The organism is Bacillus sp. FJAT-27916 (genome assembly GCF_001183965.1).
Lineage (GTDB): Bacteria > Bacillota > Bacilli > Bacillales > Pradoshiaceae > Pradoshia.
Genome location: NZ_LFZV01000001.1, coordinates 1,061,060 through 1,075,772, shown reverse-complemented (window position 1 = coordinate 1,075,772; position 14,713 = coordinate 1,061,060). Strand labels below are relative to the sequence as shown.

The window sequence follows — 14,713 nt, the reverse complement described above, 5'->3', positions numbered from 1 at the left end:
TATGAATACTCACATTTTACCCACAAGTTATTCACGTTAACTTGTGGATAAGAGAACGGTTGTTCCATCGTTTTGAATTTGTTAAATTAAGGATACAATCACTTAACATACTACTATATGATAGCCGAACCCCTGTTAGAACACTATATCGGAGGTGAAGCCGCCTAAGGCGCCAATATGCAGAAACTATCAGACGCCCTATTAATTGAATCCTATTACAAAGCAAGAGACTTAGGCCTTAGCAAAGATTTCATCCGCCTTATCGAACGTGAAATTGACCGAAGATCTTTACGAGCCAGATTATAGAAAAGAGACCCCATCCATAAAAAAGCCCTGGTTACCAGGGCTCCATGTTTCCTAGCTTTCGTTATAAGCCTCTTTCAGGCAGATGATTCAATGCCTAAACTGGCAGGTTCCAAGCGTTTCCCCTGCACGAACCGCAGCAGGTGTCTCAAACGGCGCAGCTTTGAACGTCCCTTTTTCAAAAAGAAGCACAACGGTGGAGCCAAAGGAAAAATACCCGATTTCTTCTCCTTTAAGAAGAGTATCCCCCGTATGTGTCCTTTCTATTGTGTTCACGAACATGGCACCGACCTTGATGAGAGCAAGTCTTCCGCCTTTATACTCTATTTCCGTAATTTCACGGTAATTCTTTGATAGCGGAGATTTGCCAAGCGTCATTCCATAACGATTAACCGGATAGGATTTACTGCCAAGCGTCTGCTTACGGATAACAGTACCATCAACAGGCGAGTGTATACGATGGTAATGACTCGGGCTTAAATACAGCACCATATATTGCCCATCTAAGTATCTCTCTGCTTCGCTTTTCCCGCCGAGCATCTCTTCTATCGAGTAGAGTTTACCTTTCACACGAAAGGTGGCATCGTTCGCAATAGAGCCCATATCCTCTAATACAGCATCAACGGGGCTTGCAATGGAGGCTTGTCCCTGATCAATTGGACGAGCTCCCTCCATCAGCTTTCGCGTGAAGAAATCATGGAGGCTTTCGTACTCCTCGAGCGGCCTGTCCATTTCCTCTACATTTATTTTATACTGCTTCGCAAACGAGGGTATGATTCTTTTGCTCGCAGGTGACAAGGCAAATCTTCTTAATAAAGAAGAAGTCCATCTTCCATTCGTCAATTCAATTAATGATTGATAAAGCTTTTCCTTCACTTTTTCCACCCATATTTCTTTTTATGACATCACAAGCTTCCACTATACCATCTACTAGTGAATAGCTGTTCAACTAATTACCTTCCGCTTCCCTAGCTTTCATACTCTGCTGAAAGTTAAATATACTATATTTTTATCAACAATACACATAAAAACAAAAAACAAAAACACCCAACTAAGTGCGAGGGCACTGAAAAACTTCGTTTTTTTCATAAGTTAAGTCGACAAACATAAAAAAGACGGCTCAAGTTCAGAATATGAATTTTTGAGCCGTCTTTTATTATTTTTAAGGGATATATTCCATCCCTTTTAGTTCAATAGGGTCAATATCCGTTTCACATTTACGGCGAAAATAGCCATAGCCCCTTGTAATTGCATACCAATCAGACCCGAGGAATTGGCTACATCATACCCGTGTCTGTGTTTTAATTCACTATTCTTTGCCTCAATTTTATACCGTTCTTTCGATTTCTCTTTAAAATACTCACTTTCTTGGAATTGTATCTGTTCCGTGTGTACATTTGATTTGATGCTTACGGAATAACTCTTGGTTTTGGCTCCTTCCTTATAGCACCCGTCTCTAAAAGGACAGACTTTACATTTTTCCACATCAAAATAATAGGTATCAACTTGATTTTTGCTGCCCCCTTTTTTTCCTTGCCGAGCCTTTCGTATGGCCATATGACCAGCTTTACAGACATACATTCCAGCGTCTTTATTAAAATCAAAAACATCTTCGCTTTTACGCGTCCCTTGCGTTACCGCTGGATTTAACTTAGCCACAAGCATCATTTCACTTTTATTCGCATACTCGATATTTCCCTTTTCAGAATAGGCGGCATCACCAATGACGGTTTGAATGTCCATGCCGGCTTTTTGACTCTTCTCAATCAGCGATTTCAATTGCTTTCCATCGTTCTTTTCGCCAGTTGTAATAACGGCGGCCGTAATAATACGTTCTTCGCTCATGGCAAGATGTGTTTTGTAACCGAAAAAGGAAGAGTCAGCTGATTTATGCCCAACTCGTGCGTCTGGATCCTTGGATAATTGGAGCTGGTCATTTATATCCTCAATGGTTTCCTTCAGTACATTTATTTTTTCCTTGACTTTAGGATACTCTTGTAGGACTTCATTCTTTTCAATCACCTCGATAAGCTTTTGGCTATAGCTCACCTCATCCTCTAAGACCTCTGTCTTGGACTTGGCTGGCAGTTGATTTTTTATCTGTTCATCCACTTGATAAACGGCTTTTCGAAGCAGCTTTGATTTCTCTGCCAACAGCTCTTTAGGCGTCTTTTGGTTATATCTAGCCTTGGAATGGGTGGAATCAACGATGATAGAATGGCTTTTAATGATTTCCTTTTCAATGGCGATTTCGACCGTTTTATTGATAAGCAAGTCCAAAAGATTAAGATCTTTTAAACGGAGCTTACGGAATTTCGTTAAAGAACTAGGATCTATGACATCATCCTCAGGAGACAGGTCTAAAAAATATTTGAACGACATATCGTACCGTGAGCGTTCCACGATGTCCACATCTGATAAGTCATAAATGGCTTTTAGCAATAGATACTTAAACATTCGGATGGGGTGAACGGCATTCCGTCCATTGTCATGACAATAATGGTCTTTCAGTTCATCATATACGAAGGAAAAATCAATAAGCTCATTGATTCTTCGAAGAATATTATCGTTAGGAACTATTAAATCGTAAAGAGCCGAATAAGGACTTAAGTTCATAGACAGTTGACGTTGAATCATCGTTACACCCACTTTTTTGTGATAAGGTAAGAATTCGACAAAAAAGCCCCTGTTCCTTCCATAGATTGAAGGAACAGGGGCTTTAGTAAGATTTAAGGACTTTTTCAGTGCCCTCCTAAGTCCCTGGGTGCTTTTCTTCTTACAGTGTACTATTCCTTTGAGCTGAAGGAAAGTAAAATTTCCATCTCAGCTTTCTCTCCTTTTCGGAATCCACCAATTCCATTTTCCCATCAACTTCAGCATAATTGGCACAAGAATCAGCCGGATGATGGTTGCATCGAGCAGGACAGCAACAAAAAGCATGAAGCCGAGCTGCTTAACTTCAAGCATATGAGTGAACAAAAAGGCAAGGAACACAACCATCATGATCAACGCTGCCTGCGTGATGAATGGACCAGTATATTCGATCCCTTTCGCAATTGCTTCTTCTTCCAGCATGCCCCGCTCTCTTTCCTCCCGAATCCTGCTCACCAAAAAGACCTCGTAGTCCATCGAAAGGCCAAATAGGATTGCAAAGGATAAGACCGGCAAATAGGACTGCACATAGCCAGTAGCTTCAAATGAAAACAGCTGCTCTCCCCATCCATATTGAAAGACGAGAACAGCCGCTCCAATAGATGCGAGGATACAAACCAAATTCAGTGCAATAGCTTTCAATGGGATGAGCAGACTCCGGAAAGCCCGTGTCAGCAGCAAAAAGGATATCGCTAATATTAAGCACGCGGCAGCTGGCGTCTTGTTCATCGTTTCGCGATGAATATCGGCAATCATGGAGGCCATACCGCCGATATAAACCTTGTTATGCATCATTTCTTCCCCGTATCTCTCCCGTAAGGTTTTGATAAACTGAACGGAAGCTGGGTCATCTGGAGCATTCTTTAACGTAATCATAATTGGAGACATGCTCAAGTCCTTATTCACCAGCATAGAAAACATCTCTTGATCATCCGCCATAGCTGCCAGCTCCTGCAGTCCTTCCGCACTCACAACTCCCATTAGGTCCATCAGGATATCAGTGACCGAAATGACATTTGCCACACTTGATTCACCCTTTAATTCAGCTGTCATCTGCGCCATCCTATCAAGGTCCACATCTGTCAATTGACCTTCCTCCGATTGATAGATGAAATAAACAGGTGCATAAATTCCGGATGAAATGTTCTTTTCTAGCAAGGCATTTCCTTTCCCAGATGAATACTCTTCCAACGCCTTATCACTAATATCTGTCTTCAAATGCAAACTGAAGGCTGGCAGCATCATGATAAAAAGGAGGAACAGGCTTCCCCCTAAATAAAGGCCTGGCTTTGCCATAATATGCTTTGTCCACCTGTACAGCCTATGCCTTTGCTCATATCTCTTTTTTCTACGAATTGGCAGATAATCAATGCGGCCACCAAGTATATGCAAAAGGGCAGGCAAAAAGGTCACGGATAAGGCAAGCAGAACACCAATTGTCATAAAGGTGCCTATCGCGATATTAAAGAAAAGACTGGCTTTGATTAACAGGAGACCGGCAAGAGAGGACATGACCGTCAGCCCCGACATAATGACCGATTTACCGCTTGTGGCCATTGATCTCACGAGTGCTTCTGCCCGGGAAGCTGTCCGGCACTCCTCCTTATATCTCATCAGTATGAATAAGGAATAATCAATACCGAGCCCAAGGCCAATCATACTGACGACACTCGGGACAAACATATCTATATTTTCGATTCCAAGGAGAGCTAGTATTCCAAATGAAATAAATACACCAGCAATACCGAGCAGGATAGGAATAAGGGCTGCTGTAACTGAGCCAAAGACAAAAAGCAGGATAATGAGCACAACCGGCAGTGCGGTTCTCTCCGCCTGTGTTAAATCCTTTTTGACCATAGCAGATAAGTCCTGAACGGCAGCCGTCTTCCCTGTTAAATACATCTCCAAGCCCTTATTCTCAGCAAGGATTTTCTTTATTTCACCGCTGATTTCCAATGCAGCTTTTCCATCTGCCTCCAGTAAGAGGACCGCATAGCTTGTATGTCCGTCGGTCGAATAAGGAACGGCTGTCAATGACAGCTCATCATATGGCGAGACAATCTGGTAAACCCCATGGAGTACCCCGACCTTCCGCAATACCTTATCGACTGTTTGTTTATAGATCGGTGACTCCATCACATAGCGATCTGAATGAAATACAAGTATTGCCTGTTCCTCTATTTGACCAGCAAATTCCTTCTCCCACAGTTTCTCAGCCATATATGAAGGGGACCCTTCCACAACAAGCTGCGGCGGAGTTAATCGGCTGAAAAAGACAGGGGTAAGCAGCAGGCTTCCGATAAAAATCAATCCCCATAGAACGAGAATCGCCTTCGAATGGTTAATGACCTTCCTTGAGAAACGTCCATATAAGGACTCCATCTTGTTCAAACTAAACCACCTCAATCGTCTTCCTTGCGACGTACTCGTATTATTTCCTTGAACGCAAGAAAAACGGACAGGTAGTTTTGTCCGTTTGTGTGCTATTTTTGCTTTCTTCTTTCCTTCTCAGCCCGGTAGAATTCATGAAACATTTTCATTAAAGCACGTTTTTCTATTCTGGAAACATAGCTTCTCGAAATGCCTAATTCCTTCGCAATCTCCCGCTGGGTCTTCTCCTTCTTTAAATCAAGTCCAAAGCGCCCGACGATGACTTCCTTTTCCCGGTCATCCAGGACATCAATGTACTTCTTCACCTTCTCGAGCTCCATATTAAGCTGTATGGTGTCAATGACATCCTCAGATTCAGATTTCAGGATATCGAGCAAGGAAATCTCATTTCCCTCCTTATCCTGTCCGATAGGATCATGAAGCGATACATCCTTTTTCGTCTTCTTGATGACTCTCAGATGCATCAATATTTCATTCTCTATGCAGCGAGCCGCATATGTAGCTAATTTTGTTCCTTTTCCAGATGAATAGGACTCAATGGCCTTAATTAAGCCAATTGTGCCAATGGAGATTAAATCCTCCGTGTCCTCCCCTGTATTCTCGAATTTCTTCACAATATGGGCGACAAGCCGCAAATTATGCTCAATCAGGAGATTTCTTGCTTCAGCATCTCCCTGAGCCATCTTTTCAAGGCATGCTTTCTCCTCACTAGCCGACAATGGCTGTGGGAAGGCGTTATTCTTGACATATGAAACGAGAAAAATCAATTCCTTGACGAAGTATCCGAAAGCTGCCAATAACCCTGTCAAACGAATCATCTCCTTCCTGTATTCAACCAGGTCGCCTACTAAGATATGTATGACAGAAGGAACCCTGCCTTGCATGTACTGATGAAAATAACTAAAACTCGGGCATCAGCCCAATCTTTTCTTCCGCACAAGACATATATTGCCAATAATCAAATATAAGGAGGGGATATTATGTACCCTTATGGATTCGGCGGTCCCGGATTAGGGCCAGGCTACTGTCCACCGCCTCCTTGCGGCGGAGGATTCGGAGCAGGATATGCTATCTGGGTTATCTTGTTCATTCTGCTGATCATCTTTGGCTTCTGGGTCTTCTGGGGAGGAGGCTATTATGGTCCGCCGCCTAAGTAAATAAAAAACTTATGCTCAGATTGGGCATAAGTTTTTTATTTTTATGGCTCGCTTAAGGTGAACATTGGATGTAGAAATACCGCGTTAATATTTCAAGCTGTTAACTCCCGCGATGATTAGCTCCGACCGCCTTATGTTTTTAAACCTGCAGCGAAAATCCACACTTAAGAGTAACAGAGCTTTTTTATAGATAAGACGGAACTAGTCCGCCTTATTCTCTGTTCAAAAGACGTCTCCTCCTGCCATGATTAACCGAGTATAGCCTTTACGCACTATCCTTATAAGTCCAATAAATTTTTGACTGAATAACGGCAATGATTTTTTTCATGATTAACCCCTTCTTTCTTTTTTATTTCACATTGGCATTAGAACAACCTGGTGAACGAGTTTGCTTTGCAATCAAGCATGTCGTTTTTGGCGGCTTTCATCTCGATATATTCCCCGCGTGAGAGCCTATTGGTTTGAACCGTAATGGTAAATAAAATCATATTGATCCTCATGTATTTTCACCTCCTGTAGTCGCATTTACGCACCATCCTTATACCTCCAATAAATGTTTGGCGGAACTGCAATGATTTTTTTCATGATTAACCCCTTCTTTCTTTTTTATTTCACTTTGGCATTAGAACAACCTGGAGAACGAGTTTGCTTTGCAATCAAGCATGTCGTTTTTGGCAGCCTTCATCTCGATATATTCCCCGCGAGAAAGCTTATTTGGTTGAATCGTAATGGTAAACAAAATCATATTGATCCTCATGTATTTTCACCTCCTGTAGTCGCATTTACGCACCATCCTTATACCTCCAATAAATGTTTGGCGGAACTGCAATGTTTTTTTCATGATTAACCCCTTCTTTCTTTTTTATTTCACATTGGCATTAGAACAACCTGGTGAACGAGTTTGCTTTGCAATCAAGCATGTCGTTTTTGGCGGCTTTCATCTCGATATATTCCCCGCGTGAGAGCCTATTTGTTTGAACCGTAATGGTAAACAAAATCATATTGATCCTCATGTGTATTCACCTCCCGTATTTTTAGATTCCTTCGTTAAAATTCCCTTACCAGCCTTAACAATCATCATGAACTCCTCCTTTTCGGTTCCTAGCCGCTTTCGCACAAAAAACCGCAGATTTACTCTGCGGTTTCCAAAAGGGCACACCTGTCCCTCAGACTTCTTATGTTTTGAAAGCGTAAAAAGCCGCAGAGCATCATTCAGCACTGCGGTTTATTTGTATACATACGAATATTAAATCCGTGTGAAATGCCTAAACCATCGGCCGAACTTGCCATATGAACTTGTTAGGTTTGATTTGAACCATTTGAGTTAAGACAGTCATTGTGTTCGACCTCCCATAGAAATTATTTACATGTAAATTATATCCAATGATTTCTGCTAAGTAAATAGGTAAATGAAAACTTTTTGATACTTCTATAAAAACAGGCACTTGTACCACTATACCCAGCAAACCATAAAAAAATACCCAATAAGGCCACTTTATATGTGGACTCATTGGGTATTGGTTAGTATTCTTCTTCATCTGCTTTCTTTTGATATTTAGCAGATAATCCAAAAAACGCTGCGGACCCGAATAATGCGACAGTTGCTGATGCAACAAGAATCTCTCTCGATGATATGCTTACGCCTTCTTTCGGCAGGACGGAGCCGGTGAAGAAGAAAAAGCTGATTATCAAGAGCGTGACCGCAAATCGTTTGTAATCTTCGACCTTCGCTTTCATAGCCAAAGCTCCTCTCCACATAAACGCTAAAACAATCTTATCATGAAGAGTGTTGTTGCCTAACAAGCAATTAATGACAAACCTGCCAAGTGAGAATCTTATTTCCCTAATGCCTTGACCATTTGCATCGCTATATGCGCTGAATGGCGTGCTGCCTTGTCTAGGAATTGTTCAAAGGAGACATCACTCTCTTTTCCGGCAATGTCGCTTAATGCACGTGTAACCACAAAAGGAACGCCAAATTGGTAGGCTACTTGGGCAATCGCTGCCGCCTCCATTTCTACTGCTTGAAGCTCAGGGAACTGTCCTCTGACAAAATCAGCACGTACAGGATCTGACATGAACACATCGCCTGTCACAATCAGTCCTTTTCCTGCCTGGACGCCTTCAATTCCAGCGGCAATCCCTGATGCGAGCTCCACAAGCTTCTCATCTGCAACGAAACCAACCGGAAGTCTTGGTACTTGTCCATATTCATAGCCAAAAGCTGTTACATCCACATCATGATGCCTTACCTCTGTGGAAATGACAATATCTCCAACATTCAATTCAGGATTATATCCTCCTGCAGACCCGGTATTAATGATGAAATCAGGTTTGAACTTTTCTAATAAGACCGCTGTTCCCATTGCGGCATTCACTTTACCGATGCCTGATTTAAGCAGAACAACATCCGTTCCAAACATTTTGCCAGATGTGTATTCCGTGTTAGCAATAACCACCGATTCACTCTCTTCAATATTCTCGCGTAAAACCGCAACTTCTTCTTCCATTGCGCCGATGATGGCAATCTTCATAATCTAATCTCTCCTTTTATTCTATGTAATCATTAAAATTTCTTCAGTTTAAAATGGACTGCTGCCGAATATGTTGGCTTGCCTTCGGGACTCGTATAAATTTGGTAGGATACCGTATGGACGGTCAGCATGATGGCTTTATTATGGTCAATCTGTTCCTCTATTTGCCTCTCGAGTGCTTTAGGGCTTGATGCTTCAAAGATTTCAATCTTATCTTCAATCAAATCTAATGAGAATTCCATCCGAGCTTTTCCTCCTGTTTATTCTGCCATGCAAAAAGCCGAGTTTCCAACCCTCGGGAAACCCGGCACGCAGAAGCATTAATTCTTATCGTTCGTCTTTAGCTTTTCTACCTTGGTCGGTTTCCATCCTTCACCATCTACCCATTGGATATAAACACGGTAAGTGGAAGAATTATCACTTGGACTGATGGTTCCGACAGCTGTATCAGGCGACCCCCCGTTACCGAGCCAGTACACATTCATGCCTTCCTGACTAATACCTGCACCATAGGCAAGAGCTTTCTCCATTTCCTGCCAGTCAACAGACCCTTTTTCATACTGGGTTACATGGTCGCCGCTTTGCTCAGTGCCGACAGGCTCCCAGGCTGAGTCTGAATAAGCTTCCTCTACATTGCTGTCTGAAGGTGTTTCCTCTTTAATTTCAGATTCCTTCTTTTCGTCCTCTGCATCAGCGGAATCCTTGTCATCAGATGTCTCTTTGTCAGCGTCGCTTTCTTTCTCTTCATCCGACTCTTCCTTATTTGCTTGATCATCTTCAGAATCGGTTGCAGCGCTATCCTCATCCTCCTTGGATGCGGCGTCATTATTATCATTGCTGTTGCTGTTATTTGCTGTATCTGATGATGTTTGTGGATCATTGCTGGTGGTTTTATCGTCATTTCCACCGGTGAAAATAACTGCACCGACCACGACAATCAAAAGTACAACAACAGTTATTAAAATATTATAGACTTTATTGACCTTTTTATCTTTGCGCTTTGCAACGCGTGAGGAATAACGATCCTTTGCCATAACCTCTTCCTCCTCGCTTATATTGGAATACCCATTATTTTATCATGGATTTCTTTGTCCTAAAAGTTATTCAATCTTTTGTAAATTATTCTCTCCGTCTGTATGTATTTGATAGATTCCATTGACTATCTCCAGATAAAGCGAGCTAATGGAAGCCGACTGCCCGCCTGTTTCCAAATTAACGACCACCATGGCGTACTTTGGTTCCCGAAATGGAAAATAACCGGCAAACCATTTATTATACAGCTTGCTTTCCTTCTCCCCAACCTCTGCCGTTCCACTTTTTCCGGCAACCTCATATTTAGCTGATCTCAACATCCCGGCTGTCGCAAGCGGTCCTTCTTCGGTAACCACACCTCGGAGCAATGACTGAAGCTTTGCTGCAGTCACAGAAGAAACCACGTTTTTCTGCCCCGGCTGCTGTTTAAAATGAGCAATCGTAAGCCCATTATCATCCACCGCCTTTAAGGCCGCCCGCACCATCATCCTTTCTCCTCCCCTCGCAATTGTGGCCATCATATTTGCAGCGGCAAGCGGAGTTACCTTCACATCCAATTGCCCTATAGATGTATTCGCCACGTAATTAGGATCCTCCTTCATAGCGGTATCCTTCCAGACCGTGCCCTTCCGCTCCTCCGGCAGCTGATGGAGGACAGGGGTACGAAAGACGCTTCCCGTCCATCCATTCAAGTCTATTAATCCGAGCTTACCTGCATAGCGTTCGATCATTTCTGGATCCTTTTCAGCAAGTTCTTTGCCTAGTACCCCAAATACCTGGTTGGAGCTTAATGCAAAGCCTTGCTCAAAGGTCACTTCACCAAGTCTTCTTCCTGTTTGGCCATCAACTTCCCGCCCCAAGTGATCAAGATTGCCATTAAAGATTCTGCCCTCAAGGGGAATCCCCTCTTCCATCGCTGCGGCAGCGATGACTGTCTTGAAGATGGAGCCAGGTGTTTGCGGCAGTAGCATTTGATTCATATTGCCCTGAGCATGAATGTCCTTATCATTTTGCTCAGGCATAGAGACCATGGCTAGGAGATCATTCGTTTGAATATCAAGAATGACAATCCCGCCCTTTTTCATATGATGATTCTTGGCCGTCTCCTCTGCCAGTCTTTGTATATCACGGTCAATAGTGGTTTGTATATTAACTCTTTCTCCTGTTCCGCTTGTATCTAGATACCGGACATCAACCCCAAAAAGAGGCAATCCGTTAGCCGCTTTGTGATAAAGAAGACGTTTAGACCCATTCCCCTTCAAAAAGAGCTGGAAGGCCTTCTCTAGACCTGAGCTGCCAACCTTTGTTCGATAATCAGTACTGTCAAAATCCTGTCCAGCTGTATGAGCGGAGTCAATTACTTCTTTATCCAGCGTTAAAGTACCCAGTAAATGTCCGGCCATCGCCCGGTCTTCGGCAGACCGCTTTTTGACCGCTATGATACCTGGAATATGTAAATCATTAATTTCTTTGATTTGACTGTCACTAAGCTCAAATATTTTCTTGTCCTCAAGGATAAACGGTTCATCTGCTTTCTGCAGCTTTTGTTCAAGCTGCCGCACATCCAAGCCGACAATCGCGGCAAGCTCTTCTTTTGGCCAATCTAAATGTCTCACAAATGGAAACATCACAAGGACAGCTCTCTCCTGATAGGATATCGGTTTCCCATTACGGTCAAGAAAGCCGCCCCTCCCATCATCAAGAGAAATTTCATCAATCCGCTGCTGAACGCTTTTTTCCAGTAAGTTGATTCCATGCTTTGAATAATCCTTTGTTTTCACTAATTGAATCTCGACTAATTTGGCGATACATAAACCCATTGCGAGCAGGATGGAGACCGCTGTAAAAAGGATTCTCTTTTTCATATTCGGACACCTCTGTCCTATTGTCGGCAGCAGAGATTCATTTCAAACACATAATTGTCAGAAAAAAGAAAAAGAACTGTCAATCGGCCGCAGGATATGCAGCCGAAAAGGCAGTTCATTCATAGTCATTACAATCCTATTGGACAGAAACAATCACAACTTCCATGTCTCCGCCTGGAGTGGCAACAGTAACTTTGTCGCCAGGCTTTTTGCCCATTAGATTGCGGGCAATCGGAGAATCATTGGAGATTTTATATTCAAATGGATCTGCCTCTGCAGAACCTACGATTGTGTATGTTTCTTCCTCGCCGTCAGGCAATTCTTTGAAAGTGACAGATTTTCCAAGTGTTACGACACCATCCTGCGCCGCTTCGCTGTCGATAATCTGGGCATTACGAATCATATTTTCAATGGTTGTGATTCTGCCTTCCACAAATGCTTGTTCTTCTTTTGCGGAATCATATTCGGAGTTCTCAGAAAGGTCACCGAAACTGCGGGCAATCTTGATACGTTCAACCACTTCTTTACGTTTAACTGTTTTTAAGTGTTCTAGTTCTTTCTCAAGCTTCTCTTTTCCCTCTTTAGTCATAGGAAATACTTTTTCAATTGCCAAGAAAATTCACTCCTTCTGTACTTTCACCATGCAGCAAAGTAAGCTTCTGGTGATACATGTATATATATTCACCGTGTTTATATGTATATACCTGATGGTATATTAATTGCGCGTTTGAAAATCAAACGCGCAAAAGCTCTCTTTGTTAGCTTAGTGGGTTTTTCAGGATTTGTCTATTGATTTTATCAAATTATTTATAAAATTGTTCATTTTTATGTGGAAAATATTAGAAAAAAAATCAATAATAATCCGAAAGTTCTATAACATAGACTTTTGTTCTAGTATCGTTTGAATCTTCGTCACCATTAAATCAATTGCAACAAAGTTATGACCGCCTTCAGGAATGATGACATCAGCATACCGCTTTGTCGGCTCAATAAATTGATTATGCATTGGACGCACGACAGAAGTGTATTGCTCAATGACAGAATCAATGGAGCGTCCTCTTTCCTTAATATCACGCATCATACGGCGGATAATACGAAGGTCGGCATCAGTGTCAACAAACAATTTGATGTCCATTATATCACGAAGGCGCTCATCTTCAAGGACAAGGATTCCTTCAAGGATGATAACATCCTTCGGCTCGACATGGATTACTTCCTCAGATCGTGTGTGCATCGCATAATCATAGACTGGCTTGTCAATGCTCTCATAATTAAGCAATTTATTGATATGCTCAAGGAGAAGATCATTATCAAATGCAAGTGGATGATCATAGTTTGTTTTCAAGCGCTCCTCAAATGGGAGATGGCTTTGGTCTTTATAGTAATAGTCCTGTTCCAAAATCATAATGGAATGGCCTTTAAATTTCTCGTAAATCGCCTTCGTTACACTCGTTTTCCCTGAACCCGAGCCTCCAGCAACCCCGATGACAATCGGTTTAGTCATAATGGATTAATTCCCCTTTCTCATCATATCATATGGATGAACCGGTTTATCGACCTTCAAACGAACAATCATTAATGGGTGTCTGGCAGCATCAAGCTCATTGCCTTCCTCATCCCAGATCGTCCCGACGATTTGCTTAAAGTTATCGATGTGCGGGCCGAAAAATTCAATCTCGTCCCCCGGTTTGAAATAGTTTCGTTGTTGTAGTGTTACCATGGATGTGTCTTCATCATACGATAAGACAAGCCCGGCGAAATCATATGTCGTTTGTTTACTATGATTGCCAAACATTTGCTCTTTATAGCTTGGTACGCCTTCAAAGAAAGCCGGTGCCGTTTCACGGTTGGCGCATTTGTCCAATTCCTGGATCCATTCCTGCTTGAAGACGAAATGATCCGGGTCAGCACAATAGGCGTCAATAACCTTGCGATATACGCTGACAACTGTTGCGATATAGTGGATGGATTTCATCCGCCCTTCAATTTTCAAGCTGTCAATACCCATTTCAATCATGCGCGGGATGGACTGAACAAGCGTAAGGTCTTTTGGACTCATGGCAAATGGTGAGTCCCCTTCCTCGAATAATGGCTTCTCGCCATTCTCTGTTTCTACATATAGATCATAATCCCAGCGGCAGGACTGACAGCAGCCGCCGCGGTTGGAATCGCGGGCAGTCATATGATTGGAGAGCGTACAGCGGCCAGAATAAGCGATACACATCGCTCCATGGATGAAGGTTTCAATCTCAATATCGACTTTCTCCTTCATCTCACGAATCTCATCGCCGCTCGTTTCACGTGCAAGCACGACACGGTCAAGGCCCTCCTCCTTCCAGAACTGAACAGCCTTCCAGTTGGAGAGAGATTGCTGTGTACTCAAATGTATCTCAAGCTTCGGCGCTGCCTTCTTACACGTTTCAATAATGAGCGGATCCGCGACGATAATACCTGTCACACCTGCGGATTCGATATCTTTCAAATATTCTTCAAGACCTGGAATATTTTCATTATGAGCAAAGATATTCGTTGTTACATAAATCTTTGCACCGTATTGATTGGCAAAGTCTACGCCTTCCTTCATTTCAGCGATCGAGAAGTTACCCGCATTTGAGCGCAGACCATATTCCTGTCCGCCGATAAAAACGGCATCTGCCCCATAACGGACAGCAATTTTTAATTTTTCAAGGTTACCGGCAGGAGCCAGTAATTCCGGTTTCTTCACGATGATGCGTTTTCCATCTACCACTTTTGATATTTGCTTCTCCATAACGGACAT

The 14,713-nt window shown here is 42.6% G+C and carries 17 protein-coding genes; 2 read left to right on the top strand and 15 right to left on the bottom strand.

What is annotated here, in order from left to right; all coding sequences use genetic code 11:
• Window positions 1-177: 177 nt before the first annotated feature.
• Complete coding sequence (locus AC622_RS20545) at window positions 178-306, top strand: sporulation histidine kinase inhibitor Sda (protein ID WP_082197022.1); 129 nt, start codon at window positions 178-180, stop codon at window positions 304-306.
• A gap of 87 nt (window positions 307-393) precedes the next feature.
• On the opposite strand, the gene AC622_RS05075 is transcribed toward AC622_RS20545, so the two are convergent.
• The 4 genes from AC622_RS05075 to sigK all read right to left on the bottom strand — a co-directional run bounded on the left by AC622_RS05075 (window position 394) and on the right by sigK (window position 6,155).
• On the bottom strand, window positions 394-1,179 hold the full coding sequence (locus AC622_RS05075) for a phosphatidylserine decarboxylase (protein ID WP_049670069.1): 786 nt from the start codon (window positions 1,177-1,179) through the stop codon (window positions 394-396).
• 309 nt (window positions 1,180-1,488) lie between these two features.
• Window positions 1,489-2,940: an IS1182 family transposase gene (locus AC622_RS05070; protein WP_049669787.1), complete on the bottom strand. Its 1,452-nt coding sequence runs from the start codon at window positions 2,938-2,940 to the stop codon at window positions 1,489-1,491.
• Window positions 2,941-3,126: 186 nt separating this feature from the next.
• Window positions 3,127-5,337 carry an MMPL family transporter gene (locus AC622_RS05065; RefSeq protein WP_231589584.1) on the bottom strand — a complete coding sequence of 737 codons (2,211 nt, stop codon included), beginning with the start codon at window positions 5,335-5,337 and terminating at the stop codon, window positions 3,127-3,129.
• Between the two features lie 101 nt (window positions 5,338-5,438).
• Window positions 5,439-6,155 carry an RNA polymerase sporulation sigma factor SigK gene (sigK, locus tag AC622_RS05060; RefSeq protein WP_049670067.1) on the bottom strand — a complete coding sequence of 239 codons (717 nt, stop codon included), beginning with the start codon at window positions 6,153-6,155 and terminating at the stop codon, window positions 5,439-5,441.
• 171 nt (window positions 6,156-6,326) lie between these two features.
• Here sigK and AC622_RS21175 point away from each other — a divergent pair, with 171 nt between their 5' ends.
• On the top strand, window positions 6,327-6,503 hold the full coding sequence (locus AC622_RS21175; RefSeq protein ID WP_197089904.1) for a hypothetical protein: 177 nt from the start codon (window positions 6,327-6,329) through the stop codon (window positions 6,501-6,503).
• A gap of 365 nt (window positions 6,504-6,868) precedes the next feature.
• On the opposite strand, the gene AC622_RS21505 is transcribed toward AC622_RS21175, so the two are convergent.
• The 11 genes from AC622_RS21505 to AC622_RS05015 form a co-directional block, all read right to left on the bottom strand.
• Window positions 6,869-7,003 (bottom strand): hypothetical protein, encoded by a 135-nt coding sequence (locus AC622_RS21505; RefSeq protein ID WP_269431773.1) that lies wholly within the window; start codon window positions 7,001-7,003, stop codon window positions 6,869-6,871.
• A gap of 122 nt (window positions 7,004-7,125) precedes the next feature.
• Complete coding sequence (locus AC622_RS21500; RefSeq protein WP_269431774.1) at window positions 7,126-7,260, bottom strand: hypothetical protein; 135 nt, start codon at window positions 7,258-7,260, stop codon at window positions 7,126-7,128.
• 121 nt (window positions 7,261-7,381) lie between these two features.
• Complete coding sequence (locus AC622_RS21495; protein WP_269431773.1) at window positions 7,382-7,516, bottom strand: hypothetical protein; 135 nt, start codon at window positions 7,514-7,516, stop codon at window positions 7,382-7,384.
• 508 nt (window positions 7,517-8,024) lie between these two features.
• Window positions 8,025-8,240, bottom strand: coding sequence for a YrhC family protein (locus AC622_RS05050; RefSeq protein WP_049670065.1), 216 nt, complete (start codon window positions 8,238-8,240; stop codon window positions 8,025-8,027).
• 98 nt (window positions 8,241-8,338) lie between these two features.
• Window positions 8,339-9,037 carry a 5'-methylthioadenosine/S-adenosylhomocysteine nucleosidase gene (mtnN, locus tag AC622_RS05045; protein ID WP_049670064.1) on the bottom strand — a complete coding sequence of 233 codons (699 nt, stop codon included), beginning with the start codon at window positions 9,035-9,037 and terminating at the stop codon, window positions 8,339-8,341.
• A 32-nt stretch (window positions 9,038-9,069) separates the two neighbouring features.
• The gene (locus tag AC622_RS05040) at window positions 9,070-9,279 is read right to left on the bottom strand and encodes a DUF2536 family protein (protein WP_049670063.1); all 210 of its coding nucleotides are present in this window, start codon (window positions 9,277-9,279) and stop codon (window positions 9,070-9,072) included.
• A gap of 78 nt (window positions 9,280-9,357) precedes the next feature.
• Entirely contained in the window at window positions 9,358-10,071 is a 714-nt protein-coding gene (locus tag AC622_RS05035) for a YrrS family protein (protein WP_049670062.1), read from the bottom strand.
• A gap of 66 nt (window positions 10,072-10,137) precedes the next feature.
• Window positions 10,138-11,934: a peptidoglycan D,D-transpeptidase FtsI family protein gene (locus tag AC622_RS05030; RefSeq protein WP_049670061.1), complete on the bottom strand. Its 1,797-nt coding sequence runs from the start codon at window positions 11,932-11,934 to the stop codon at window positions 10,138-10,140.
• Window positions 11,935-12,070: 136 nt separating this feature from the next.
• Window positions 12,071-12,547: a transcription elongation factor GreA gene (gene greA, locus AC622_RS05025; RefSeq protein WP_049670060.1), complete on the bottom strand. Its 477-nt coding sequence runs from the start codon at window positions 12,545-12,547 to the stop codon at window positions 12,071-12,073.
• 258 nt (window positions 12,548-12,805) lie between these two features.
• Window positions 12,806-13,438, bottom strand: a complete 633-nt coding sequence (gene udk / locus AC622_RS05020; RefSeq protein WP_049670059.1) for a uridine kinase — start codon at window positions 13,436-13,438, stop codon at window positions 12,806-12,808.
• Between the two features lie 6 nt (window positions 13,439-13,444).
• Window positions 13,445-14,713 carry a peptidase U32 family protein gene (locus AC622_RS05015; protein WP_049670058.1) on the bottom strand — a complete coding sequence of 423 codons (1,269 nt, stop codon included), beginning with the start codon at window positions 14,711-14,713 and terminating at the stop codon, window positions 13,445-13,447.

Excerpts from the sequence above, each read along its gene's own strand:
- mtnN (WP_049670064.1), bottom strand. The coding sequence starts at position 9,037 with ATGAAGATTGCCATCATCGGCGCAATGGAAGAAGAAGTTGCGGTTTTA.
- AC622_RS21500 (WP_269431774.1), bottom strand. The coding sequence starts at position 7,260 with ATGAGGATCAATATGATTTTGTTTACCATTACGATTCAACCAAATAAG.
- AC622_RS21505 (WP_269431773.1), bottom strand. The coding sequence starts at position 7,003 with ATGAGGATCAATATGATTTTATTTACCATTACGGTTCAAACCAATAGG.
- AC622_RS05015 (WP_049670058.1), bottom strand. The coding sequence starts at position 14,713 with ATGTCCGTTATGGAGAAGCAAATATCAAAAGTGGTAGATGGAAAACGC.
- AC622_RS05065 (WP_231589584.1), bottom strand. The coding sequence starts at position 5,337 with ATGGAGTCCTTATATGGACGTTTCTCAAGGAAGGTCATTAACCATTCG.
- AC622_RS21175 (WP_197089904.1), top strand. The coding sequence starts at position 6,327 with ATGTACCCTTATGGATTCGGCGGTCCCGGATTAGGGCCAGGCTACTGT.
- udk (WP_049670059.1), bottom strand. The coding sequence starts at position 13,438 with ATGACTAAACCGATTGTCATCGGGGTTGCTGGAGGCTCGGGTTCAGGG.
- AC622_RS05040 (WP_049670063.1), bottom strand. The coding sequence starts at position 9,279 with ATGGAATTCTCATTAGATTTGATTGAAGATAAGATTGAAATCTTTGAA.
- AC622_RS05035 (WP_049670062.1), bottom strand. The coding sequence starts at position 10,071 with ATGGCAAAGGATCGTTATTCCTCACGCGTTGCAAAGCGCAAAGATAAA.
- AC622_RS05030 (WP_049670061.1), bottom strand. The coding sequence starts at position 11,934 with ATGAAAAAGAGAATCCTTTTTACAGCGGTCTCCATCCTGCTCGCAATG.
- AC622_RS21495 (WP_269431773.1), bottom strand. The coding sequence starts at position 7,516 with ATGAGGATCAATATGATTTTGTTTACCATTACGGTTCAAACAAATAGG.
- AC622_RS20545 (WP_082197022.1), top strand. The coding sequence starts at position 178 with ATGCAGAAACTATCAGACGCCCTATTAATTGAATCCTATTACAAAGCA.
- AC622_RS05050 (WP_049670065.1), bottom strand. The coding sequence starts at position 8,240 with ATGAAAGCGAAGGTCGAAGATTACAAACGATTTGCGGTCACGCTCTTG.
- AC622_RS05070 (WP_049669787.1), bottom strand. The coding sequence starts at position 2,940 with ATGATTCAACGTCAACTGTCTATGAACTTAAGTCCTTATTCGGCTCTT.